Genomic DNA, 24,208 nt, shown 5'->3' with positions numbered 1-24,208 from the left:
GGCCAAGCGCGACAGCATGGAGGGTTCTTCGACCGTGTCCGCTGAATTCACCGTCTATGGCAATTTCAACTCACAGCCCGCCACCCGCGTCGTCCTGTTCCTGTCGATGGCCGGCGTGCCCTACGTCTACCGCCATGTCGACCTCCGTGGCGGCCAGCAGAAGTCCCCGGACTATCTCGCCATCAACCGCTTCGGCCGGGTGCCGACCCTGGTGCACGGTGATCTCAGCATCTCCGAATCGGGCGTCATCCTGACCTATCTGGCGGAAAAGACCGGCCAATTCGGCGGGCGGGACGAGGCGGAGCGGGTCCGGCTGGCGGAGTGGCTGTCCTGGCTGGCCGACGTGCTTCTGCCGGTCCAGCGCGCCCGCGCGGTGCGCAAGTTCAACGGCGACGCCAACGCCCTGCCCTGGATCGACGCCGCGGCGGCCGGCGGGCTCGCCCAGTTCGACCGCCATCTGGCGGGCCGGACCTTCATCGAGAGCGAACGGATCACCATCGCCGACATCTTCGCCTTCCCGTGGATCGACCTCGTGGAGGAGTCGAACATCGACATCGCCACCTACCCCAACGTCCAGGCGTGGCACACCCGCATGCTGGCCCAGCCCGGCGCCAAGCGCCAGATGGCGCTGATGCCGCAGCAGGACGTCGGCTGACTCCCCAAAGAAAAGGCCCCCACCCGCGCGCTGCGGATGGGGGCCTTTCTTTAAGCGAGCGCTTTTACTTCTTGGTACCGGCGGACGCGACGAAGCTGTCGTAGGGCAGCTCGGCGACGCGGAACCAGAGCTGGGTCTCGTCGAGGAACGGCTTCCAGCTCTCGTAGATTGTCTTGAAGTTCGGGTTGGTCTTCGCCAGCTCGTCGTAATACTCGAAGGCGATCTTGTGCGCCTGCTCCATCAGGTCGCGCGGGTAGGCGCGCAGGATGGTGCCCTTGGCGACCAGACGCTTCAGAGCCTTGGCGTTCTCCGAATCGTAGCGGGCGATCATGTAGGTGTTCGCCTCGGCGCAGGCGGCCGTCAGGATCGACTGGTAGGACTTGGGGAGCTTCTCCCACTCCTGCAGGTTGACGTAGAGCGAGACGTTCGGCCCGCCTTCCCACCAGCCCGGGTAGTAGTAGTACTTGGCGACCTGATGGAAGCCCAGACGCTCGTCGTCGTAGGGGCCGACGAACTCGGTCGCGTCGATGGTGCCCTTTTCCAGCGCCGGGTAGACGTCCGCGCCGGCGATCTGGGTCGGGGTGGCGCCCATCTTCGACATGATCTGGCCGGTGATGCCGGCGATGCGGATCTTAAGGCCCTGGAAGTCCGCGGCGGTCTTGATTTCCTTGCGGTACCAGCCGCCCATCTGGGCGCCCGTGTTGCCCGCCGGGAACTGGATGACGTTGTGGTTCTTCATGAAGGCGCGCATCAGATCGAGGCCGCCGGCCTGAAACCAGGCGGTGGTCTGACGGGCGTTCGGACCGAACGGAATGGCCGTGTCGAAGGCGAAGGTCGGGTCCTTGCCGACATAGTAATAGCCGCAGGTGTGGCCGCACTGGACCGAGCCGTTCTGCACGGCGTCGAGCACCTGGAGGCCCGGCACCAGCTCACCACCCGGGAAGGCGCGGATCTGGAACTTGCCGTCCGTGCTCTCGGCGACGCGGCGGGCGATCAGCTCCGAAGCGCCGAACAGGATGTCGGTGCTCTTCGGGAAGCTCGACGCCAGGCGCCACTGGATTTCCGGCTGCGACTGCGCAATGGCCGGCGCGGCCACGCCGGCCACCGCCAGCCCCGCACCCGCGGCCGCAGCGCCCGCACCCGCCGACTTCAGAAACGCACGTCTTTTCACGATTCTTCTCCCGTGGACTCCGCCTTCCCTTTTCGTTTCAAGCGGTCCGTCGGACCACTTGTTGCGAGGGAATTTTCACAACTGTAACAAAGCAGCGTTTTCGTTCCGATTCATCGCACAAAAGCGCATGACAGGTCTACCCCGGTCCCACGGATTACGCGCGCTGCTCAGCCACGCCGCCCCAGGAAGGCGCAGAGCGGCGGCAGGACCAGCGTCCGTCCATCCGCGCTGACCTCCGGAACCGGCGTCCCCGGCGGACGCGGCAGGTCAAGGGCGGCCATCGGCGGCTTGCGCTTCAGCGCGTATTCCGCCGGCCGGTCGGACAGGTTGAAGACGGCCAGCAACTCCTCCCCCTCCCCCGTGCGCTCGAAAGCCAGGACGTTGCCGGCCTCCTCCACCGCCGCCACGCCGCCCTGGGTCAGCGCCGGGTGCCGCCGGCGCAGACGCAGGGCGTCCCGCCAGACGTCGAGCGGGCTGCCGGGGCGCCGCTCTTGCGCGTCCACCGCCAGGGCGTGGTGGGGTTCGGCGACCGGCAGCCAAGTGTCGACCGCGCTGGAGAAACCGGCGTTGGCGGCGCCGGACCGCCAGGGCATCGGCGTGCGGCTGCCGTCGCGCCCCTGGAAATCCGGCCAATAGGCGATGCCGAAGGGGTCGCGCAGATCCTCCGGCGCCAGCGCCGCGTTGGGAAGCGCCAGCTCCTCCCCCTGATAGAGGCAGACGGTGCCGGGCAGCACAGCGAACAGGGTGGCCAACAGGGCGTTGAAGCGCTCCGGATCGGCGCCGGGCGGCAGCCAACGGCTGGCGGCGCGCTCGACGTCGTGGTTGGAGAAGCTCCAGCAGATCGCCTCCGGCTGCGGCGTGCCGGTCAGCGCCCCGGCGAAGTTCTGTGCTGTGAAGGGCTGCTTGGCCAGCGACAGGGTGTAGGCGGCGTGCAGCCCCTGCGGCCCGCAATAGGCGGCGATGCGCCGTGCCGCGCCCGGCTGGCTCGACAGCTCGCCCAGCAGCACCCGGTCGGGATAACGGTCGACCACCGCGCGCAGCCGGGCCAGCACGGTGTGAATGGCCGGGTGCATCATGTCGTAGAGATGCTGTTGCAGGGCGAACAGCTTGGCCGGCGGCTCCGCCCCGTTCCAGGCCGCCGCGGGGTTCGAGCGGAGCTGCGGGTCGTGGGCGAAGAAGTCCACCGCGTCGATGCGGAAGCCGTCCACCCCGCGCTCCAGCCAGAAGGCTGCGGTGTCACCGAGAGCTTGCAGCACCGCCTCGTCGTTCAGGTTCAGGGCGGGCTGGCTGGACAGGAAATGGTGCAGGTAATACTGGCGCCGCCGCGGCTCCCAGGTCCAGGCGGGTCCGCCGAACACCGACAGCCAGTTGTTGGGCGGCGTGCCGTCGGGGCGCGGGTCGGCCCAGACATACCAGTCCGCGAACGCCCCGCCGCGCGACCGGCGGCTGTCGCTGAACCACGGGTGCGCGTCCGAGGTGTGGCCGCAGACCAGATCCAGGATCACCTTCAGCCCGTGGCCGTGCGCCGCCTCGATGATGCGGTCCACCGTTTCCAGCCGGCCCATGCGCGGGTCGACCGCCCGGTGGTCGGTGATGTCGTAGCCGAAGTCCTTCTGCGGCGATGGGTAGAAGGGGCTGATCCACACACCCTGCACGCCGAGCGACGCCACATGGCCGAGGCCGTCCAGCACGCCGTCCAGATCGCCCCAGCCGTCGCCGTTCCGGTCGAGGAAGCTGAGGGGATAGATCTGGTACAGCGCGGCACCGCGCAGCCACGAAGACGCCTGGGACATAAGGACCCTCCACAAGAGACTCGTGGAAAGGGTCGCCCCATAGCCCTAACGATCGGTTACCGGGCCGGTTTTGGTCACGGCTTCCGAGCACCCGGCGATGGCGTCAGGCGCAGCCAGGGCGCCCAGGCCAGCCGCACGGCGTCGCTCCACATCCGCATCGGCGCCGTCCACAGGGCCAGCATCGGGTTGGCGTTGGCGAGGGCCGGGTTGAGCAGCGGGTTGGCCGAGGCCAGCAGCGCCGGCCCCATCATCCCGCGCAGCGCGTCGAAGGACGGCGTGGCGGTGATCTGGATGGCGATCGTCTCGGCCCCGCGCTCCGGGTCGTCCCGGTGCAGGATCTGGATGTCCAGGTTCGGCAGGGCGGCGGTCAGCTTGGTCTCTTCCATCGTCCTCTTCCCTTCGGTGCCGGCGGGCCTCTTGGCCGGGGCCATGGTCGCCGAACGGCGCGCGCGCCGCAACCATGCAACCAAAACGCGGCGCCGATGTTTCCCGCTGGCAGCCGATGGGCTGGCAACCGATGGGGATTCCAGCATGGACGGAGTGACGGTCACCGATCCCCGCACCGACGCGGAAGAGGCCGCGGCCTGCGCCGGGCTGAGCTATGTCTGCGACGACGAGCCGGGCATCCGGCGACGCCGCGCCGGCAAGGGCTTCTCCTACCGCTGGCCCGACGGCACGCGGGTGACCGAGGAGGACACGCTGGAGCGCATCCGCAAGCTGGCGATTCCCCCGGCCTACCGCGGCGTCTGGATCTGCCCGGACCCGGACGGCCACCTCCAGGCCACAGGCCGCGACACGCGCGGGCGCAAGCAATACCGCTACCACCCGCGCTGGACCGAGATGCGCGAGGGCACGAAATTTGGGCGGATGCTCGACTTCTGCCGCGCCCTGCCGGCCATCCGCCGTCAGGTGGACGGCGACCTCGCCCGCCGCGGCCTGCCGCGGGAAAAGGTGCTGGCCGCCGTGGTCCGGCTGCTGGAGACCACGCTGATCCGCGTCGGCAACGAAAGCTACGCGCGCGAGAACAGCAGCTACGGACTGACCACCCTGCGCGACGACCATGCCGACATCGAGGGGTCGGAAATCCGCTTCACCTTCAAGGGCAAGTCCGGGAAGGAATGGAACGTCGCGCTGAAGGACCGCCGCCTCGCCCGCGTCGTCCGTGCCTGCCGAGATGTGCCCGGGGACGAGCTGTTCCAGTATGTCGACCGCGACGGGCAGCGCCACGCGGTGAGTTCCGGCGACGTGAACGAGTATCTGCGTGCCGCCACAGGCCAGGACTTCACCGCCAAGGACTTCCGCACCTGGGCCGGTACCGTCCTGGCCGCCATGGCGCTGCGCGAGTTCGAAACCTTCGACAGCGCCGCCAAGGCCAAGCGCAACGTCACCCACGCCATCGAGCAGGTGGCCGCCCGCCTCGGCAACACCGCCAGCGTCTGCCGCAAGAGCTACGTCCATCCCGAGATTCTGGACGCCTATCTGGAGGGCAACCTGCTGGACTCCCTGACCCGCGAGGTCGAGACCGAACTGCGCGAGGAGCTTCCGGAGCTGGAGGCCGAGGAGGCCGCCGTTCTGGCCTTCCTGCGCGGCCGGCTGGAGCGCGAACGGCGGTCCCGCGCCAGCGAGAGCCGACGGCGGCGCGCCGCGTAGGGCCTATGCCTTCGACTGGTCCGGGGTGGACAGGCCGTCGCCCCAGTTCAGCCGGCGCGCGGCCTTGAAGGCGGCGCCGTCGCGCTTCCCGAGAATCCGCTCGGTTTGAGCGCCGTCCCGGCCGCAGAGCTTGAAGCCGATGCGTCCGTTCCCGGCGCTCCAGGGCGGCGCGATGATGCGGGCGTCGGGGCGCGCGCCGGGTTGGCGGGAGGCGGCGATGTAGACGAACTTCTCGTCCTCCCACGGCACCTCCGCCCCCTTGGCCATGCGGTGCAGGCGGGACCGGGCGACCCGGCGGGAGAAATGGCACCAGTCCGGGGCGGCCAGCGGGCAGGCGGCGCTGTGCACGCAGGGCGCCACCAGATGGGCGCCGGCGCTGACCAGCCGCTCCCGCGCCCGGACGATCCGCGCCCAGCCGGCGGGCGTGCCGGGTTCGACGATCAGCAGCGTCCCGGCGGTGAGCGACCACAGCCGGTCGACCAGCCGGTCGCGCGCCGGCTCTGCCAATTCGTCCAGCACATAAGCCAGCGTCACCAGATCGCGCGGCTCCAGACCGGGCAGGTCACCCGTGGCGTCGCCGGCCCGCCATGCGACCCGCGCGGGCGTCGCCGCTTGCGACAGCGTCTCGCCGACCGCGCGGATGGCCGGGCTGCCCTCGATCAGCAGGGCGTCGTCCAGGCTGACCCAGCAGTCGGACGCCGCCCACAGCGCGGTTCCCGGCCCGGCCCCGACGTCCAGGGCGGTGACCGGCGCGAAGTCGGGAAGCGCCTCGGCCACCGCCGCCATGCTGGAGCGGACGGCGGCGAAGGTGGCCGGCAGGCGGGTGGCGAGATAGGCCCGCGCCGCCAGATCGTCCGACAGGTGGAAACGCCCGTCCCGCACCTCCGCCCGGTAGCGTTGGGAGAGGCGGTCCGCCGCGCGCTTCAGATCGGACAGGGCGATGCCGTCGAGCGCGCGGTCCACCGCGTGGCGGAGCGAGGGGGGAAGTTCCATGGGTCCGGAGGAGCAGGCGTGGTCTCGTTCCGCCTGTTAGCACGCCGCCCGCCCCGCGCACACGGACAAAACAGAGCCCGGGACAAAACAGGGAACCGGCGCTTACGCCCGCACCTGCCGCAGGAAATCGTCCACCGCGCCGTTCAGGGTGCCGGCCAGCTCCGACAGGCGGTCGGCCGCCCCCATCATGGCGTCGGCGGAGCGCCCCGTGTCCACCGCCACCCGGCTGACGTCGCCGATGTTGGACGACACGTCGGTGTTCATGCACTCCACGATGCGCACGTTGTGGGTGATCTCCGAGGTCGCCTGGCGCTGCTGCTCGACCGCCGCGGCGATGCCGCTCACGCTCTCGCCGATCACGCCAATGGTGGAGCCGATGCGGGCGATGGCGTCAACCACACCCATGGTCGATTGCTGGATGCCATGGACCAGCGTGGCGATCTCCTCCGTCGAGGAAGCGGTTTGGGAGGCGAGCGCCTTCACCTCGGTGGCGACCACAGCGAAGCCCTTGCCGGCGTCGCCGGCCCGCGCCGCCTCGATGCTGGCGTTGAGCGCCAGAAGGTTGGTCTGCTGGGCGATGGCGGTGATGATGGCGACCACCTCGCCGATCTTCTGGGCGGAGTCCGACAGGCCCTTGGTGAGGCCGTCGGCGCGCCGGGATTCGGCGATGGCGTCCTCCGCCACGCTGCGCGACTGGGCGATCTGCTGTCCGATCCCGTCGATGGAGGCGGAGAGCTGCTCGCTGGCCGAGGCCACAGCGCCGACGTTGCTGGTCGCCGTGCCGGCGGCGTCCGCGGCGGCGCGGGTGCGCTGCGCGGTGTCCGACGCCATGCCGGCGACGGCGCGGGCGGAACCGGTGACCTCCGACGCCGCCACGGACAGCGACCCGGCCACCGCCTGCACGGTGCGCTCCAGCCCATCCGCCAACTCCGCCATCAGGGCGCGGCGCTCCTCCTCGGCACGGCGTTCCTGGTGCCGTCGGGTCTCTTCCGCCCGCTGGCGCGCGTCCAGGGCCTCGCGGAAGGCTTCGACCGCGCCGTGGATGTCGGCGATCTCGCGCAGGGGCGAGGGGCGCAGGGGCACCGCGCCCTCCCCACGGGTCAGCGCCTGGAGCGCCCGGCTGGCGTCACGCACCGGCTGCATGATGAAGCGGTAGCCCAGCAGCATGTTCAGGCCGCCGATCAGCCCGATCAGCACGAAAGCCCCCAGCGCGATCAGCGTCAGCCGGTCGAGCACCGCGGTCAGCGCCGCCGCGCCCTCCTGGCTGCGCGTGGTCACCGCATCGGAGGCGGCGTTCATCCCCTGCACCAGCCCGTCGACCAGCGTCCGGACCTCCTGGTTGTGGGCGTTGGCGTCGGTGGTCAGGCGCAGCGTCTCGGTGCGCTGCGTGAAGGCCTCGTCGAGTGCCGCGAAGGACGCGATGTCGTCGGCGACGCTCTCGAACTCGTCGGCGGACGGCAGATGCCGGCGCAGCTCCATGGCCTTCGCCATGTGCTCGCGGAACTGGCGCAGGTCGTTGCCGACGGCCGGCGGGTAGAGCTGGGACGGCAGGCGGGTCAGCAGGAACTTGGCGTCGCGGATCGTCGAGAAGAGCGTGGCGAGCGCCTGCTCGTCCGTCGGCTGCGCCGTCGCCCGCATCGCCGCGGACAGGCCGCGGGCGATGTCGCCCGACAGGCTTTCGGCGCGGCTGATGTTGAAGCCGAATTTCTTGTCCAGCGCTTCGACCTTGGCGCCGATGGCCGCGGCCTCCCGGCTCGCCGCGACCGCCTTGGCGACGGTCTGCGCGATCTCCGGCGCGGCGTTGGCCGACATCCGCGCCGCGTGGGCGTCCAGGCTGGTCAGCGCCTCGGCCCGCGTCGCCTCGTCTCCGCTGGCGATCACCGCCTCGCCCAGCTTGGCGAGCCGTTCGGCCTCCAGTGCGATCCGCTGGTTCTCGGCAACTTGCTGCGCCAGTTCGGCGTTGCCGTCGGCGATCCGCGTCGCCTCCATGGCGGTCATGCCGCCGAACACCGCCAAAGCGGCCACCACAACGCCCGCAATCAGGCAATCCACCACAACGACTTGAAAGGTCGAGCGTTTCGCCCGTTCATTCGCACCGGCTACCATCTCCGCACCTCATCCGCAGCGTTCCCCCGAACTCTTCATTCTTCCGGATGGGCTGCGCAGGGCGGCTCCTCCGGGGCTTTATTGTTTGAGTACCTATATGCTCGGGGATGTGGATGTGAGGCTATTGTGGAAAACCGAAGACGGCGCCCGACCGTCCGGTGGGCGCCGCCTCTGGTTGTTGCCGATGCTGTGAAAAACGGAACGGGCGAGGCTGTTACAGACCCGCGCCCTCTCCTCCGGCCAAGGCGACGCAGACGCGGTCCCGGCCCTCCAGGCTGCCGCAGCCGCCGCTGCGCTGGGAGACGAAGCGGATGACCACCCGCTCGCCCTTGCCGACCGCGTGGGGCGGCAGCATCGCCTCGGCGACCAGGGTTTCCACCGTCCGCGACGGCGTCCGTCCGGAGCGGGCGGCGACCGGCGCGTCCCGGTCGGTGGCGGCGACGAATTCCGCGGGCGGGCGGGCGTCGCCACGACCGATCGGCTCCACCACGAGCGGCGCCGGGCGGGGCTCCAGGGCGGCCACGGCGACCGGCGCGAGAGCGGCCGGGGTCTGCGGCACCGGCGCCACCGGTTCCGGCACCACCGCGGCGATGGCGATCGGTTCCGGCGCCGCCGGCTTGGTGGCGGGCTTGGCGGCCACCGCCACGGGCGTCGGCGCGGTTTGGGGCGCGGGAGCGCTCGCCGGAACGATGGCGACCTCGATCGCGCTGGCGCCCGCCGCCTGCGACGGTTCGCGCGGCGCGGCGCCGCGCAGGTTCGGCGTCAGGGCGGCGATGTACATCCGGGTTTCGCGCGGCAGCCGCTGCTTGCCCGCCAGATGCGAGGCGTAGCAGGCCGGGCCGCAATTGTACGCGGCGAGGAAGCCCGGCGCGCCGAACAGGTCGTACATCTCGCGCAGATAGGCCGTGCCGGCCAGGATGTTGTCGCGCGGATCGGACGGATCGGACCCCAGCCCGTATTGCGTGCGCATCATGTCGTAGGTGCCGGGCATCACCTGCATCAGCCCGATGGCGCCGGCATGGCTGGTGATGGTGCGGCCGTTCACGACGGAACGTCCGCCGCTCTCGCGCATCATCACGGCCCTGATCCACTTCTCCGGCACGTCGAACCGTTCCGACGCCTCGCGCATGTGGGGCACCCAACGGCCGAGCGGGTCCTTCGGATCAATCGGGACTTCGGCCACCTCCGGGGCCTTGACGACGAGCTCCGCCGTTTCCGGAGCGTTCGAGGCGCAACCCGCCAAGCCGAGGGCGAGAATCAGGGCGGCACCGGCGGCGCGGGCCGCGGTGAAGTCGCGATAAGCCACGAGGAGGGGTCCGTGCTTGTTGCACAAAGATCGAAAGCGTTACCCTCTCTTTGCGATGTAATGGTGTCGGCTGTCAAGCAACAAGGCGGGTGTAATGTCCTGATTCCACGGCCTTTCCCTTTTTCATAGCCCATTGGAATGGTTTTCAGCCAAATGCTGTTCATCCGTATTCGCCCTTTTTCTGCCCCATTTGACACTGTTGCGGTCTTTGCCGGCGCGGGCGAGAGACCCATTCCTGTCACGCCCTAAACTTGCACGACCAATCGCCGCAGCCCGGGCAACCGCTTGACTTTTCAGAGTCCATTTCATATTGAATGAACGTTCATTTATAGACACGCAGCGATGCCCGACAGCTCTCCCCTTCCCCCGTCCCGGCGGTCCCGGCGCAAGGAGGCCCGCCCCGCCGAGGTGATCGAGGCGGCGCGCGACCTGTTCATCTCGCGCGGATTTGCCGCAACCAAGCTGGAGCATGTTGCCCGCCGGGCCGGCGTCAGCGTCGGGCTGCCCTACCTCTATTTCGAGAACAAGGAAGGGCTGTTCAAAGCGGTCGTCCGGCAATCCATCCTGCCGCAGTTCCAGATGGGCGAGGACCTGCTGGACAGCTTCACCGGCAGCAGCGAGGAGTTTCTGCGCGGCCTCGCCCGCGGCTTCTGGGAGATGGAGCAGAGCCCCAACGCCGGGCTGTCGAAGCTGGTCATCGCCGAGGCGCAGAACTTCCCCGACCTCGCCCGCTTCTACATGGAGGAGGTCGTTTTGCGCGGGCGGCGCTTCTTCATGCGCATCCTGCGCCGCGGCATCGAGCGTGGGGAATTCCGGCCGGTTGACGTGGAGCAGATGGCCCGCGTCATCGCCGCTCCGCTCAGCATGCTCTCGCTGTGGAACCACTCGCTGCGCCCCTTCGAGCCGGACCCCGCCGCGGCCTCCGCCGAATCCTACCTCGACGCCTATCTCGACCTCGTCCTCAACGGGCTGAGGGCCGAACCCAAGGACCGCACCCCATGATCGACGCTGCCCGTTCCGATGGTCCCGCCGCCAAGCCGCGGCGCCGCCTGCTGCTGCCCCTGCTGATCGTCGGGGCTCTGGCCGCGGGCGGCGTCGCCTGGAAGGTGACGAGCAGCCACGACGCGGTGTCGCCGGCCGCGGCCAGCCTGCCCCCGGCGGAGCGCGCGGTGGAACTGTCGCCCGTCGAGCTGACCCGCATGGCCCCGCACCGCCTGACCGAGCTGGTGCGGCTCAGCGGTTCCGTGAAGCCGATGGAGCAGTCCATGGTGAAGTCGGAGGTCGCCGCCCGGCTGGTCGAGGTTCCGCTGCGCGAGGGGCAGGCCATCCGCAAGGGCGAGGTGCTGGCCCGCTTTGACACGGTGGAGCTTCAGGCCAAGCTGGACGAGAAGCTGAGCAATCTGGAGGGCGCCAAGGCGCAGCTCGTCCTGGCGGACAAAACCCGCGCCAAGAATCTGGCATTGCGCCAGAAGGACATTGTCTCGGAAACCAACATGGACCAGGCGCAGAGCACCTTCCGCTTCCAGCAGGCCACCGTCGCGGCGCTGGAAGCCCAGGTGGACCTCGCCCGCAAGGCGCTGCGCGATGCGGTGGTGGCGAGCCCGATCGACGGAACGGTGGCCGAGCGGGCGGTCAACCCGGGCGAGACGCTGGCGGTCAACGCCAAGATGTTCTCCGTCGTCGATCTCAGCCGAGTCGAGGTCGAAGCGGCGGTGCCCGCCGACGACGTGGCTCGGCTGAAGCCCGGCCAGACCGTTCGGCTGCGCGTGGAGGGCTTCGGCGAGCGCGACTTCGTCGGCCGGATCGCCCGCATCAACCCGATGGCCCGCGCCGGCACCCGCGCCATCCCCGTCTACATCGTCCTCGACAACGCCGACGGAGCCTTGCGCGGCGGCATGTTCGCCGCGGGCGACGCGGTGGTCGACGAGGTGGAGGGCGCCTTCGCCCTGCCCCCCGCCGCGGTCCGCCACGACCAGGACGGCGACTTCGTGCTGGTCGTCACCGGAGGACGGGTGGAGCGCCGCAAGGTCGAGGTGCTGGGCACCTGGGCGCGCGGCGATCTCGTGCAGGTGCGCGGGCTGGCCGACGGCGATCTGGCGGTGACCGCCCCCCTGCCCGGTCTGACCGCCGGGCGGGCCGTCAAGGTCATGGGTTCGTAAGGGAGCGGGCCACGCCATGCCGATCACCCGCATCAGCGTCGACAACCCCGTCTTCGCCACCATGATGATGGTGGCGCTGATGGTGCTGGGCCTGTTCTCCTACAACCGGCTGGGCGTCGACCAGTTTCCCGACGTGGATTTCCCGCTGGTCGTCATCTCCACCGAGTATCCCGGCGCCAGCCCGGAATCGGTCGAGACCGACGTCACCCGTCCCGTCGAGGACGCGGTCAACACCATCGCCGGCATCAAGACGCTGACCTCCCGCTCCTACGAGAGCCAGTCGGTGGTGATCGCCGAGTTCGACCTGAAGACCGCCTCCACCCAGGCGTTGCAGGACGTGCGCGAGAAGGTGTCGGCCCTGCGCCCCAAATTCCGCGACGAGGTGAAGGACCCGCAGATCACCCGCTTCAACCCGGACGACCAGCCCATCCTGTCCCTCGCGGTCAAGTCGGACATCCGGTCTTTGCGCGACCTGACCACCATGACCGACCAGATCGTGCTGAAGCGCCTGCAGAACGTGCGCGGTGTCGGGCGGGCGACCATCGCCGGCGGGGTGAAACGGCAGGTCCAGGTGCGGCTGCGCCCCGAACGGCTGGAGGCGCTGGGCGTCGGCGTCGATCAGGTCCTCAAGGCGATCCGCGACGAGAACCAGGACATTCCCGCCGGCACCGTCTCGGGCAACGGGGCGGAGCGCGTCGTCCAGGTCGATGGCCGCGTCATCAACCCTCGGGAACTGCTCGACATCATCGTCGCGCGCCGCGGCGGCGAACCGGTGCGGCTGCGCCAGGTCGCCGAGGTGCTCGACGGCCAGGAGGAACAGGACTCCGTCGCCCTGTTCAACGGGCAGCCGGCGCTGGCCGTCGATGTGGTGAAGATCCAGGGTTCCAACACGGTGGAGGTGGCGCGCGGCCTCTACAAGGCGCTGGACGAACTGCGCCGCGACGGCTCCCTGCCCTCCGACGTCGCGCTGGAGGTGGTGCGCGACACCTCGCGCGGGATCACCAACTCGCTGACCAACGTCCAGCGCACGCTGGTCGAGGGCGGCGTGCTGACCATCGCCATCGTCATGGTCTTCCTGGGCTCCTGGCGCAGCACGGTGATCACGGCGCTGACCCTGCCGGTGGCGGTGATGGGCACCTTCGGCGTGCTGGCGGCCTTCGGCTTCACCCTGAACACGATGACGCTCATGGCGCTGTCGCTGGCGATCGGCATCCTGATCGACGACGCCATCGTGGTGCGCGAGAACATCATGCGCCACCTCGGCAAGGGCCAGGGGCACCGGCAGGCGGCGCTGGACGGCACCAAGGAGATCGGTCTGGCCGTCCTGGCGACCACGCTGACCATCGTGGCGGTGTTCCTGCCCGTGGCCTTCATGGGCGGCATCATCGGGCGCTTCTTCCTTCAGTTCGGCATCACCGTGTCGGCGGCGGTGCTGATCTCGCTGTTCGTGTCCTTCACGCTGGACCCCATGCTGTCCAGCCTGTGGTACGACCCGGCGGCCCACGGACGGCACGGGCGTGGCGTCTTCGGGCGCTTCGCGGCCGGCTTCCAGGGCGCTTTCGACGCGCTGGCGCGGGTCTATGGCCGGGCGTTGCGCTGGGCGCTGCGCTGGCGCTGGCTGGTCCTGCTGATGGCCCTGGGGATCTTCGTCGGCAGCTTCTTCCTGGTGCCGCGCATCGGCGTCGAGTTTGTGCCCGCCGCCGACCTCGGGGAATCCATCGTCGATGTGGAAACGCCGGTCGGCTCGTCGCTCGACTACACGGCGGCCAAGCTGCGGCAGGTGGAGGCGGCGATCCGCGAGTTCCCGGAGGTCGCCTACACCTACTCCACGGTGAACACGGGCGCGTCGGTCGGCAAGAACCGGGGCAGCGTCTATGTCCGGCTGAAGCCGATCGACCAGCGCACCCGCACCCCGAACACGCTGGCGCCGCCGTTGCGCGACCGGCTGTCGGCGATCCCCGGCGTCCAGATCGGAATCGGCATTCCCGGCGTCGGCGGCGTGCAGAAGCAGATCCAGGTGTCCGTCCAGGGCCGCGACATCGCGGAGCTGGACCGCATCGGCAAGCAGGTGACTGCCGCCATGGCCGGCATCCGCGGCTTTGTGGACGTGGACGTCAGCCTGAAGGCCGCCAAGCCGACCCTCTCGGTGCGGCTGGAGCGCGATCTGGCGAGCGACCTCGGCGTCGGTACGGCCCAGGTGGCGAACACGCTGCGTCCCCTCTTCGCCGGCGACAAGGTGTCGACCTGGAAGGCGCCGGACGGCGAGACCTACGACGTGCTGGTGCGTCTGCCGGAAAGCGACCGGGTGGGCCGCGCCGACCTCGACCGCATCTACCTGACCGGCTCCAACGACGCCGAGGGCGCGCCGCGCATGGTGCCGTTGTCGCAGGTCAGCCGGGTCGAGACGACGCTCGGCGCCTCGCAGATCAACCGCCGCGACCTGTCGCGCGAGGTCAACGTCCAGGCCAACGTCCAGGGCCGCCCGGCGGGCGACGCCGGCAAGGAGCTTCAGGCGGCCATCGCGGAGATCAAGCTGCCGCCGGGCTACCGCATCGTCTTCGGCGGCTCGACCAAGGACATCGCCGAGACGTCGGCCTACGCCACACAGGCGCTGCTGCTGGCGGTGATCCTGATCTACCTGATCCTGGCCTCGCAGTTCGGCAGCTTCCTCCAGCCCATCGCCATCATGATGTCGCTGCCGCTGTCGCTGGTCGGGGTGTTCCTGGGGCTTCTGGTCGCCGGCTCCACCCTGAACATCTTCAGCGCCATCGGCTTTATCATGTTGATGGGGCTGGTGACCAAGAACGCGATCCTGCTGGTTGACTTCGCCAACCAGGCCCGTGCCCGCGGGGTGGACCTGCGCGACGCGGTGGTGGAGGCCGGCATCATCCGCCTGCGCCCCATCATCATGACCACCATGGCGATGATCTTCGGCATGATCCCGCTGGCGCTCGGCATCGGCGAAGGCGCGCAGCAGCGCGCACCCATGGCCCACGCGGTGATCGGTGGCCTCATCAGCTCCACCCTGCTCACCCTGCTGGTGGTGCCGGTGATCCTGACCTACCTCGACGCGCTGTCCCGGCGCTTCAAGCGCTGGTTCGCCCACAAGGACCCGGACGCGGTGGCGCACGGTGCCTCTGCAGAGTAACTCTTCACCCCAGATGCTCCAGCATCAGGAACAGTCCGAGCGCCAGTAGGCCGAGGAAGAAGCAGCGCCGGAACACCTCCGCCCGCACTCGCCGGCGGAGGCTCTGGCCGAGCGCCATCCCGGCCAGGGCGGGCAGCAGCGAGGCCAGCGAGCCCCAGGCCAGCGTGCCGTCGAACAGCCCATGCTGCGCCAGACCGGCGGCCAAAGCCAGCGTGGACACCGTGAAGGACAGGCCGAGCGCCTGGATCAGCCGGTCGCGCTCCAGCTCCAGCGCCTGGAGGTAGGGCACGGCGGGGATGACGAAGACGCCGGTGGCCGCCGTCACCACACCGGTCGCCACGCCGACCAACGGCGACAGCCAGGATTCCGCCGCGGGCGGCACCCGCAGCGGCAGCTTCACCAGCCCGGCCACCGCATAAAGCGCCAACGCTCCGCCCAGAGCCGCCGCGGCCTGCCCCGACGAGGCGCCGGCCAGCAGCCCCGCCCCGGCCCAGGTGCCCAGCGTGATCCCCAGCATCATCGGCCAGAATCGCTCGATGGTGGCGCCGAGGCCGGGGCCGAAGGCCAACTGCCAGAGATTCGTCACCAGCGAAGGCACGATCAGGATCACCGCCGCCTCGGCGGGCGGCATGACGAGGCCGAGCAGACCCATGGCAACGGTCGGCAGGCCCAGGCCGATCATGCCCTTGACGAACCCGGCGAGCAGGAAGGTCAGGGCCATGGCGGCGACAATGAAGAGGGGAAGGTCGGTCATGACCACCAGTTGAAGCCCGACCACGTCTTGCGGCAATGTGGATGTCACGCAGCCAGCCTTCGGGTTTGACGAAGGCTGCTGCCCTGCCGGAGACACACCCATGCGCTTCGACCTGACCGACCTGCGGCTGTTCCTGAACGTGGCGGAGGCGGAGAGCATCACCCACGGCGCGGAGCGCACGCACCTCGCCCTCGCCTCGGCGAGCGCGCGCATCCGCGGGATGGAGGAGACGCTCGGCGTGCCGCTGCTGGAGCGCGGGCGGCGTGGTGTCCGCCCGACCCCGGCGGGTGAGGCGCTGGTCCATCACGCCCGCCTCCTCCTCCAGCAGGTGGAGCGGATGCGCGGCGAGCTGGGCGATTACGCGAAGGGGCTGAAGGGCCATGTGCGGCTGCTGTCCAACACCGCCGCCCTGGCGGAATTCCTGCCCGAGGCCCTGGGGCCCTTCCTCGCCACTCACCCCAACATCGACATCGACCTGGAGGAAAGGCCCAGCCACGAGATCGTGCGGGCGGTGGCGGAGGGGCTGGCCGACGCCGGGGTGGTGTCCGATCACGCCGACCTGTCGGGACTGGAGGTGTTTCCCTTCCGCACCGACCGCATGGTGCTGGTCACGCCGCACGGCCACCCGCTGGCGAATCGCCGCAGCGTCGCCTTGCGCGAGGTTCTGGAGGAGGATTTCGTCGGACTGGCGACGCGCAACGCCCTTCAGCAGCACATCAACGAGCACGCCATCCGCGCCGGCCGCCCGCTGAAGCTGCGCGTGCGGGTGCGCGGCTTCGACGGAATCTGCCGGATGGTCGAGCAGGGGGTGGGGCTCGGCATCGTCCCGGAAGCCTCGGCGAAGCGCTGCCGCCGCTTCACGAAAATCCGCGCGGTGCGCCTGACCGACCCCTGGGCGGTCCGCTCGCTGGTGGTCTGCGTCCGGCGGCTGGACGCGCTGCCCAGCCACAGCCGCGAGCTGGTGACGCGGCTGGCCGGCGCTGTTCAACCCTCTCCCCTCTGGGGAGAGGGTGGCCCGGAGGGGCGGTGAGGGGGTTGCGCTTGTGCCGGACGCATCGCCACGCGCAACCCCCTCACCCTAACCCTCTCCCCGGAGGGGAGAGGGAAAACAGCCTTGTGGAGCCCTCATTCCGCGCCCGGCACCGGCTGCGGCGCCTCCGGGGCGGCGCCGTGACGGCGCTTCCACAGGCGGGAGACGGCGTTGCCGGCGTCCTCCATGTAGAGGAACAGCACCGGCGTAATGTAGAGCGTCAGGATCTGCGACACGCACAGGCCGCCGACCACCGCGAGGCCGAGCGGCTGGCGAAGCTCCGCGGCGGCGCCGTGGGCGACGGCGATGGGCAGGGTGCCCATGATCGCCGCCATGGTCGTCATCATGATCGGGCGGAAGCGCAGCAGGCAGGCCTGCTCGATCGCCTCGCGCGCGGTCATGCCCTGGTTGCGCTGCGCGTCGATGGCGAAGTCGATCATCATGATCGCGTTCTTCTTCACGATGCCGATCAGCATCAGGATGCCGATGATCGCGATGACGCTCAGCTCCTGCCCGAACACCATCAGAGTCGCCAGCGCCCCGATGGCCGCGGACGGCAGGCCGGACAGGATGGTCAGCGGGTGGATGAAGCTCTCGTACAGCACGCCAAGCACGATGTAGATCACCAGCACGGCGGCGAGCAGCAGCAGCCCCTGGCTCTTCTGCGCGTCCTCGAACACCTGGGCGGTGCCGGCGAAGCCGGTGGTGATGCCCGGCGGCAGGGCCATCTCAAGCTCCGCCTGCCGGACGGCGTTCACCGCCTCGCCCAGCGAATGGCCGGGCGCCACGTTGAAGGACAGGGTGACGGCGGGCAACTGCCCCTGGTGGTTGACCGTCAGCGGCCCGGCGGTGCGCTGCACGCTGGCGAAGGCGTCCAGCGGCACCAGCTTGCCGGAGCCGGAGCGCACATAGATGCGCGACAGCGCGTTGTCGTCCTGCTGGTACTTCGGCGCCAGCTCGATCAGCACCTGATAGTCGTTGGTCGGCGTGTAGATGGTCGAGACCTGCCGCTGACCGAAGGCGCTGTAGAGGGTGGAGCGCACCTGATCGACGCCGATCCCCAGCGTCGCCGCCTTTTCGCGGTCCACATGCACATAGGCCTGCGGGCTGTTGAGCTGGAGGTCGCTGGTCACGTCCTGCAGGATCGGGATGTCGTGCATCGCCCGCTCCAGCCTCGCGGACCAAGCGTACAGCTCCTCCGGGTTCAGGCCCTGGATGGTGTACTGGAACTCGTTCTTGGACGAACGGCCGCCGATGCGCAGATTCTGCACCGGCTGCATGTACACCGCCATGCCGGGAATCCCGGCGAGCTGGCGGCGGAGCTGCTGGATCACCTCGCCGGCCGGCGGCCGCTCGGCGCGCGGCTTCAGCACGACGAACATGCGGCCGGTGTTGACCGAATTGCCGCCGATGGCGACCGACGAGGTCATGTCGGCCACCGCCGGGTGGGCCTGAATGATCCGCGCCACCTCCTGCTGCCGCTCTGCCATGGCCGGGAAGGAGATGTCGGGAGCGGCCTCCGTCGAGACGGTGATCTGCCCGATGTCCTCGGTCGGGAAGAAGCCCTTGGGAATCGCCTGGAACAGCAGGGCGGAGCCGACCACCGTCGCGATCATCACGAGCCCCATCACCGGGCGGTGCCTCAGCGCCATCCGCAGCGTCACGGCGTAGCCGCGGTGCAGCGCGCTGAACCCGCCCTCCAGGACGCGGCCGAACCAGCCCTCCTTGGCACCGTGCGGTTCGTGGGTCAGCAGGCGCGCGCACATCATCGGCGTCAGCGTCAGCGCCACGAAGGCCGAGGCGCTGATCGCCATGGTCACCACCAGCGCGAACTCGTGGAAGACGCGCCCGACCACACCGCCCATCAGCAGGATCGGGATGAAGACGGCCACCAGCGACACGGTGATCGAGATGATGGTGAAGCCGATCTCCCGTGAGCCCTTGAGGGCCGCCTCGAAGGGCGGCATCCCCTCTTCGACGTAGCGGACGATGTTCTCCATCATCACGATGGCGTCGTCGACGACGAGGCCGACCGCCAGCGTCAGCGCCATCAGCGAGATGTTGTCGATGGAGAAGCCCATCAGATGCATCCCGCCCGCCGTCGCGATCAGCGAGATCGGAACGGTCAGCGCCGGGATCATCGTCGCCGTCAGGCGGCGCAGGAACAGGAAGATGACCAGAACGACCAGCGCGATGGTCAGGCCCAGCGTGAACTGCACGTCCTCTACCGCCTCGCGGATCGAGGTGGAGCGGTCGTTCACCACCTCCACCTTCGCGCTGGGCGGAAGCTGCGCGCGGAAGCTGGGCAGCAGGTTGCGCACCCGGTCGACCACGTCCACCGTGTTGGCGTCGGGCTGGCGCTGCACCGCCATGACGATGGCGCGGGTGCCGTTGTGCCAGCTCGCCGTACGGGCGTTCTCGACGCTGTCCAGCACGGTCGCCACATCGCCCAGCCGGACCGGGGCGCCGTTGCGGTAGGCGACGATCAGGCCGCGGAAGGCTTCGGCGTCGGGAAGCTGCGGGTTGGCGGCCAGCACGAGCTGCTGCCTGGCGCCGGACAGCGTGCCGACCGGGGTGTTGGCGTTGGCGGCGGCCAGCGATTTCTGAAGCTCGTCGATGCCGATGCCGCGCACGGCCAGCGCGTTGGGGTCCACCTGGACGCGCACGGCGTATTTCTGCGCGCCGTAGATCTGCACCTGGGCGACGCCCGGCAGGGTGGCGACCTTGGGCTGGACCGCGGTTTCCGCGAAGTCGTTCAGCGACGACAGCGTTAGAGTCGGCGAGGAGAGGGCCAGCATCAGCACCGGCTGGTCGGCCGGGTTCACCTTGCGGTAGCTGGGCGCGGTGGTCATCTCCGCCGGCAGACGGCGCTGGGTGCGGGCGATGGCCGCCTGCACGTCCTGGGCGGCGGCGTCGATGTCGCGCTCCAGGACGAACTGGATGGTGATCGAGGTGTTGCCGAGGCTCGATGTCGAGGTGATCGTGTCGATGCCGGCGATGGTCGAGAATTCGCGCTCCAGCGGGCTGGCGACCGAGGCCGCCATGGTTTCCGGGCTGGCGCCGGGCAGCGTGGCGGAGACGTTGATGACCGGGAAATCGACCCGCGGCAGCGCCGCGACGGGCAGTTGGCGGTAGGCGGCGAGGCCCCCCAGAACCAGCGCCGCCGTCAGCAGGATGGTCATCACCGGACGGCGGATGCACAGTTCCGAGAGGGTCATGACGCGCCTCCGGTGAGCGGAGCCTTGCCGTTGGCGCCATCCTTGCCGCCGTTCTTGGCGGCGGCGACCTTGGCGCCGGGATAGAGGCGGGACTGGCCGTCCACCACCACGCGCTCACCGGCCTGCACCCCGTCGGCGATGACGGCGATGCCCTCCTGGCTGCGCGCCACGGCGACGTTGCGGATCTCCACCGTGTCGTCGGGCTTGACCACATAGACGAAGCGGCCCTGCTGGCCGGTCTGCACCGCCTCCTCCGGCAGCGTCAGCGCCTGCGGCTCGACCCGCAGGGTCAGCACCACGTCGACGAACTGTCCGGGCCACAGCCGGGTGTCGGCGTTTTCGAACTGGCCCTTCACCAGGATCGTGCCGGTCTGCTGATCGACTTGGCTGTCCACGAAATTCAGAACGCCTTCGGCGGGCGGCACGGCAGCGCCTGGGATGCCGGCGGTGACGGACAGCTTGCTTGTCTCCATCGCCGCGCGGATGGTCGGCAGGTGGCGTTCCGGCACGTTGAAGGCGACGGTGATCGGGCGGAGCTGGGTCAGCGTGACCAGCGGCGTGGCGTCCGCCGCGCGGACCATCGTGCCGGGCTTGGCGTTCACCGCACCGGTGCGCCCGTCCATGGGCGCGGCGATGCGGGTGAAGCTGAGCGAGACCTTGGCCGCCTCGATGGCCGCCTGCCCGGCCTTCACCGTGGCCTCCAGCGCATCGGCGGCGGCCACCGCCGCGTCATACTGCTGGCGAGCGACGGTGTTGGAGCGGACGAGCTGCTCGTAACGCTTCACATCGCCCCGCGCCTTGTCGAGGTTGGCGCGGTCGCGCTCCAGATTGGCCTGGGCCTGACGGAGCTGCGCCTCCAGGGCGCGGGAGTCGAGGGTGAACAGCAGGTCGCCCGCCTTCACCTCCTGCCCCTCGGTGAAGTGGACCGTCTCGACCACCGAATCGACGCGCGCCTTGATGGCGATGGCCGCCACCGGCTGGACCGAGCCGATGGTGCCCAGCCGCTCCGGCACCGCGCGCTGCTCGACCTGGCGGATGACCACCGGGAGGGCGCGTGGTCCGGCCGGGGCGGCGGCCTTCGCCGTCTGCGCGTCGGCCCCGCCCGCCCGGTGCGTGTACCAGTAACCGCCGCCCATCAGCGCGGCCAGCAGGAGCGCAAACAGCGCTATGCGTTTCGTCACATCGAACTCCCGGTGGGGCTGCCCGGTCCGGCCGGAGCGCGCCATCCCGCCATAAGGCAATGCGGCCCATTATCGCAGGAGAGGCTTTGCAGGTTAATGTCCATCCTACAGCCATTTGGTAACAGACTGTAACAGCGGGTATGGGCTGCGGAGCGATTCGGCGATGCTGGACCTAAAGAATTTGGAAGCCTTCGTGTGGATCGCCCGTTTGGGCGGCTTCCGCGCTGCGGCCGGGCGGCTGAACACCACCCAACCGGCCATCTCGGCCCGCATCGCCCAGCTGGAAAAGGAGTTGGGCGTCCAGCTGTTCAACCGTGGCACGCGGCGGGTGACGCTGACGCTGAAGGGCATGGAGCTGCTAGACCACGCCGAGCGGATGCTGACGCTCCAGGCCGAGCTGGTGCACGCGGTGGCCGAATCGACGACCCTGCGTGGGCTGATCCGGCTCGGCGTGGCCGAGACCATCGTGCACACATGGCTCAGCCGCCTGATCGAGCGGCTGCACAACCGCTTCCCCCTGGTCAGCCTGGAGATCGAGGTCGACACCTCCATCCATCTGCGCAACGGGCTGCTGGCCCACGACCTCGACATCGCCTTCATGCTGGGACCGGTGGCCGAGCCTGACATGCGCAACGAGGCGTTGAGCAGCTATTCTATGGCCTGGGTGGCCAGCCCGTCGCTCGACCTCCCCGCCGGGCGGCTGGGGCTGGCCGATCTGGCGCGCTACCCGGTCATCACCTTTTCCCGGCAGACCAAGCCGTCGGTGGCCATCCAGCAAATGTTCAAGCGGCCCGGCCTGCCGCCGCTGCGCTTCTACGGCAACAGCTCGCTCGCCAGCATCGTGCGGATGACCCTGGACGGCATCGGCATCAGCGCCATTCCGCCCGCGGTGATCGAGCGCGAACTGGCCGAGGGGCTGCTGCGGCTGATCCCGGCGGAGGAGCCGTTGCCCGACCTGGATTTCACCATCTGCCACCCGGTGGACAGCGACAACCCGCTGGTGCCCATCGTGGCGGATATGGCCTTGGAGATCGTGCGGGCGCAGCGGCACGGGGCGCCCACTGATAAACGCCGTTTATCGCAAACGATCCAAAATGAAAATTTGACGGATCGGTCCGATGCGTGAACCCTTAGGACACAACAGTTCGGTCACCGAGGTTTTGCCGGCCATGCAGTCCGTGACCCCAAGCACCCCGTCCCCGACCGGCGCCGCGTCCGCCGCCCTGCTGGCGCGTCTGGCGATCCGCCGGGGGGAGCATCGCGGGCCGACCGCCGGACTGGCGCCGGGCCATGTGCAGGCGAACCTCGCCATCGTCCCCGCCGATGCGGCCCCCGCCTTCGAACGCTTCTGCCGCGCCAACCCCGTGCCCTGCCCGCTGCTCGCCGTGTCGACGCCGGGCGGTCACCGCTTCGCGGAGCTGGGCGCGGACCTCGACCTGCGCACCGACTTCCCGCGCTACCGCGTCTACCGCGACGGCCTTCTGGCCGAGGAGCCGGAGGACCTGCTGTCGGTCTGGCGCGACGATCTGGTCGCCTTCGCCATCGGCTGCTCCTTCTCCTTTGAAGAAGCGCTGCTCGCCGCCGGCCTGCCGGTCCGCCACATCGAGCGCGGCTGCAACGTGCCGATGTACGTGACCGACCGGGACTGCGTGGCCGTTCCGCCCTTCGCCGGGCGCATGGTGGTGTCGATGCGCCCGATGACGCCTGCCCAGGCCGAGCGCGCCGCCGCGGTGACCGGACGCTACGCCGCCGTGCACGGCGCGCCGGTGCACATCGGCGACCCGGCGGCGCTCGGCATCCGCGACCTCGCCCGGCCGGAATTCGGCGACGCCGTTCCGCTCGCCCACGGCGAGGTCCCCGTCTTCTGGGCCTGCGGGGTCACCCCCCAGATGGCGCTCGCCGCCGCCCGCCTGCCTTTCGCCATCGCCCACAGCCCAGGCCACATGCTGGTCACCGACCGGCTGAACGCCGAGCTGGAGGGCGTGTCCCCTTCGGTCGCGCAACTTTTTCGATAAGAACAGGGAGCTTTCCAACCATGACCGCGATCACCCTGCGGACCCGCCTCGCCGCCGCCGCCTTCGGCATCGGCCTCTGCGCCACCCCGGTCGCGGGCTTCGCCGAGACCTGGGACATGCCGACCCCCTATCCCGACACCAACCTGCACACCATCACGGTGCGCCAGTTCGCCGAGGACGTGAAGGCGGCGACCAACGGCAAGATCCAGATCACCGTCCATTCCAACGGCTCGCTGGTCAAGCATCCGGAGATCAAGCGCGCGGTCCAGTCCGGGCAGGCCCAGATCGGCGAGGTGCTCATCAGCTCCTGGGCGAACGAGGACCCGCTCTATGGCCTCGATTCCGTGCCCTTCCTGGCGACCGACTTCGCCGCGTCGAAGAAGCTCTACGAGGCGTCCAAGCCCTACCTGGAAAAGAAGCTGGAGCGTCAGCGCCTGAAGCTCCTCTATTCGATTCCGTGGCCGCCGCAGGGCCTCTACGTGAAGCAGGAGATCAGCTCCGTCGCCGACCTGAAGGGGCAGAAGTTCCGCGCCTACAACCCGGCGACCACCCGCATCGCCGAGCTGGCCGGCGCCGTGCCGACCAAGATCGAGGCCGCCGAAGTGTCGCAGGCCTTCGGCACGGGCATCGTCACCGCCATGATGACCTCCGCCGCCACCGGCGTTGACACCAAGGCGTGGGACTTCGTGAACGTCTATTACGACGTGCAGGCCTGGCTGCCGCGCAACATGGTGTTTGTCAGCACCGAGGTCTGGAAGGGTCTGGACGACGCCACGAAGAAGGCCGTCGAGCAGGCCGCCGCCAAGGCCGAGGCCACCGGCTGGACCGAGTGGGAGAAGAAGACGGCGGAGCTGAACCAGACGCTGTCCGGCAACGGCATGAAGGTGCTGACCCCGTCCCCGGCGATCAAGGACGGCTTCGCCGCCATCGGCAAGACGATGACCGACGAGTGGACCAAGGCCGCCGGCGCCGACGGCGAGGCGATCATTTCGGCCTTCCGGAAGTAAGCGGCGCTCCTTGCCCCCTCCC

18 protein-coding genes are annotated in these 24,208 nt (G+C 69.6%); 9 read left to right on the top strand and 9 right to left on the bottom strand.

The window, feature by feature from the left end; translation table 11 throughout:
* The first annotated feature begins 34 nt into the window (after positions 1 to 34).
* The gene (locus FBZ83_RS00530) at positions 35 to 655 is read left to right on the top strand and encodes a glutathione S-transferase family protein (protein WP_247888074.1); all 621 of its coding nucleotides are present in this window, start codon (positions 35 to 37) and stop codon (positions 653 to 655) included.
* 64 nt (positions 656 to 719) lie between these two features.
* Here FBZ83_RS00530 and FBZ83_RS00525 read toward each other — a convergent pair whose 3' ends face one another.
* From FBZ83_RS00525 to FBZ83_RS00515, 3 genes are all read right to left on the bottom strand, one after another.
* On the bottom strand, positions 720 to 1,826 hold the full coding sequence (locus tag FBZ83_RS00525; protein ID WP_145623558.1) for a TRAP transporter substrate-binding protein: 1,107 nt from the start codon (positions 1,824 to 1,826) through the stop codon (positions 720 to 722).
* Between the two features lie 167 nt (positions 1,827 to 1,993).
* On the bottom strand, positions 1,994 to 3,619 hold the full coding sequence (locus FBZ83_RS00520; RefSeq protein ID WP_145680608.1) for an alpha-glucosidase family protein: 1,626 nt from the start codon (positions 3,617 to 3,619) through the stop codon (positions 1,994 to 1,996).
* 74 nt (positions 3,620 to 3,693) lie between these two features.
* Positions 3,694 to 4,005 carry a hypothetical protein gene (locus FBZ83_RS00515; protein ID WP_145680607.1) on the bottom strand — a complete coding sequence of 104 codons (312 nt, stop codon included), beginning with the start codon at positions 4,003 to 4,005 and terminating at the stop codon, positions 3,694 to 3,696.
* Positions 4,006 to 4,150: 145 nt separating this feature from the next.
* Between FBZ83_RS00515 and FBZ83_RS00510 the strand changes: the two genes are divergently transcribed.
* Positions 4,151 to 5,269 carry a DNA topoisomerase IB gene (locus tag FBZ83_RS00510; protein ID WP_145680606.1) on the top strand — a complete coding sequence of 373 codons (1,119 nt, stop codon included), beginning with the start codon at positions 4,151 to 4,153 and terminating at the stop codon, positions 5,267 to 5,269.
* A gap of 3 nt (positions 5,270 to 5,272) precedes the next feature.
* Here the strand turns inward: FBZ83_RS00510 and FBZ83_RS00505 are convergent, their stop codons facing one another.
* From FBZ83_RS00505 to FBZ83_RS00495, 3 genes are all read right to left on the bottom strand, one after another.
* Positions 5,273 to 6,262, bottom strand: a complete 990-nt coding sequence (locus FBZ83_RS00505) for a small ribosomal subunit Rsm22 family protein (protein WP_145680605.1) — start codon at positions 6,260 to 6,262, stop codon at positions 5,273 to 5,275.
* A gap of 102 nt (positions 6,263 to 6,364) precedes the next feature.
* A complete protein-coding gene (locus tag FBZ83_RS00500) occupies positions 6,365 to 8,314 on the bottom strand; it encodes a methyl-accepting chemotaxis protein (protein WP_247888073.1) in 1,950 nt (649 codons plus the stop codon).
* Between the two features lie 268 nt (positions 8,315 to 8,582).
* A complete protein-coding gene (locus FBZ83_RS00495; protein WP_145680604.1) occupies positions 8,583 to 9,674 on the bottom strand; it encodes a lytic transglycosylase domain-containing protein in 1,092 nt (363 codons plus the stop codon).
* A gap of 342 nt (positions 9,675 to 10,016) precedes the next feature.
* Here FBZ83_RS00495 and FBZ83_RS00490 point away from each other — a divergent pair, with 342 nt between their 5' ends.
* From FBZ83_RS00490 to FBZ83_RS00480, 3 genes are read left to right on the top strand one after another with little or no spacing between them, the layout of a single operon-like run.
* Positions 10,017 to 10,676, top strand: coding sequence for a TetR/AcrR family transcriptional regulator (locus FBZ83_RS00490; protein WP_145680603.1), 660 nt, complete (start codon positions 10,017 to 10,019; stop codon positions 10,674 to 10,676).
* Positions 10,673 to 11,833, top strand: a complete 1,161-nt coding sequence (locus FBZ83_RS00485; RefSeq protein WP_145680602.1) for an efflux RND transporter periplasmic adaptor subunit — start codon at positions 10,673 to 10,675, stop codon at positions 11,831 to 11,833. The genes FBZ83_RS00490 and FBZ83_RS00485 overlap by 4 nt, the downstream gene beginning before the upstream one ends.
* A gap of 16 nt (positions 11,834 to 11,849) precedes the next feature.
* Entirely contained in the window at positions 11,850 to 14,981 is a 3,132-nt protein-coding gene (locus FBZ83_RS00480) for an efflux RND transporter permease subunit (RefSeq protein ID WP_145680601.1), read from the top strand.
* A 4-nt stretch (positions 14,982 to 14,985) separates the two neighbouring features.
* Here FBZ83_RS00480 and FBZ83_RS00475 read toward each other — a convergent pair whose 3' ends face one another.
* The gene (locus tag FBZ83_RS00475) at positions 14,986 to 15,783 is read right to left on the bottom strand and encodes a sulfite exporter TauE/SafE family protein (RefSeq protein ID WP_247888072.1); all 798 of its coding nucleotides are present in this window, start codon (positions 15,781 to 15,783) and stop codon (positions 14,986 to 14,988) included.
* A gap of 52 nt (positions 15,784 to 15,835) precedes the next feature.
* Here FBZ83_RS00475 and FBZ83_RS00470 point away from each other — a divergent pair, with 52 nt between their 5' ends.
* A complete protein-coding gene (locus FBZ83_RS00470) occupies positions 15,836 to 16,765 on the top strand; it encodes a LysR substrate-binding domain-containing protein (protein ID WP_145680600.1) in 930 nt (309 codons plus the stop codon).
* 95 nt (positions 16,766 to 16,860) lie between these two features.
* Here the strand turns inward: FBZ83_RS00470 and FBZ83_RS00465 are convergent, their stop codons facing one another.
* Together FBZ83_RS00465 and FBZ83_RS00460 are read right to left on the bottom strand one after the other, a co-directional pair.
* A complete protein-coding gene (locus FBZ83_RS00465; protein ID WP_145680599.1) occupies positions 16,861 to 19,983 on the bottom strand; it encodes an efflux RND transporter permease subunit in 3,123 nt (1,040 codons plus the stop codon).
* Positions 19,980 to 21,164 carry an efflux RND transporter periplasmic adaptor subunit gene (locus FBZ83_RS00460; RefSeq protein ID WP_247888071.1) on the bottom strand — a complete coding sequence of 395 codons (1,185 nt, stop codon included), beginning with the start codon at positions 21,162 to 21,164 and terminating at the stop codon, positions 19,980 to 19,982. The genes FBZ83_RS00465 and FBZ83_RS00460 overlap by 4 nt, the downstream gene beginning before the upstream one ends.
* A 163-nt stretch (positions 21,165 to 21,327) precedes the next feature.
* Here FBZ83_RS00460 and FBZ83_RS00455 point away from each other — a divergent pair, with 163 nt between their 5' ends.
* The 3 genes from FBZ83_RS00455 to FBZ83_RS00445 are packed head-to-tail and all read left to right on the top strand — an operon-like array spanning position 21,328 to position 24,186.
* Complete coding sequence (locus FBZ83_RS00455; RefSeq protein WP_145680597.1) at positions 21,328 to 22,290, top strand: LysR family transcriptional regulator; 963 nt, start codon at positions 21,328 to 21,330, stop codon at positions 22,288 to 22,290.
* A gap of 43 nt (positions 22,291 to 22,333) precedes the next feature.
* Complete coding sequence (locus FBZ83_RS00450; protein WP_145680596.1) at positions 22,334 to 23,179, top strand: putative hydro-lyase; 846 nt, start codon at positions 22,334 to 22,336, stop codon at positions 23,177 to 23,179.
* A 20-nt stretch (positions 23,180 to 23,199) separates the two neighbouring features.
* Positions 23,200 to 24,186: a TRAP transporter substrate-binding protein gene (locus tag FBZ83_RS00445; protein WP_145680595.1), complete on the top strand. Its 987-nt coding sequence runs from the start codon at positions 23,200 to 23,202 to the stop codon at positions 24,184 to 24,186.
* Positions 24,187 to 24,208 lie beyond the last annotated feature (22 nt).

The sequence above is a fragment of the Azospirillum brasilense genome (assembly GCF_007827815.1).
In the GTDB taxonomy this organism is placed as follows: Bacteria; Pseudomonadota; Alphaproteobacteria; order Azospirillales; family Azospirillaceae; genus Azospirillum; species Azospirillum brasilense_C.
Note: the sequence above shows the minus strand (reverse complement) of the source record. Positions and strands in the feature narration are given on the sequence as shown.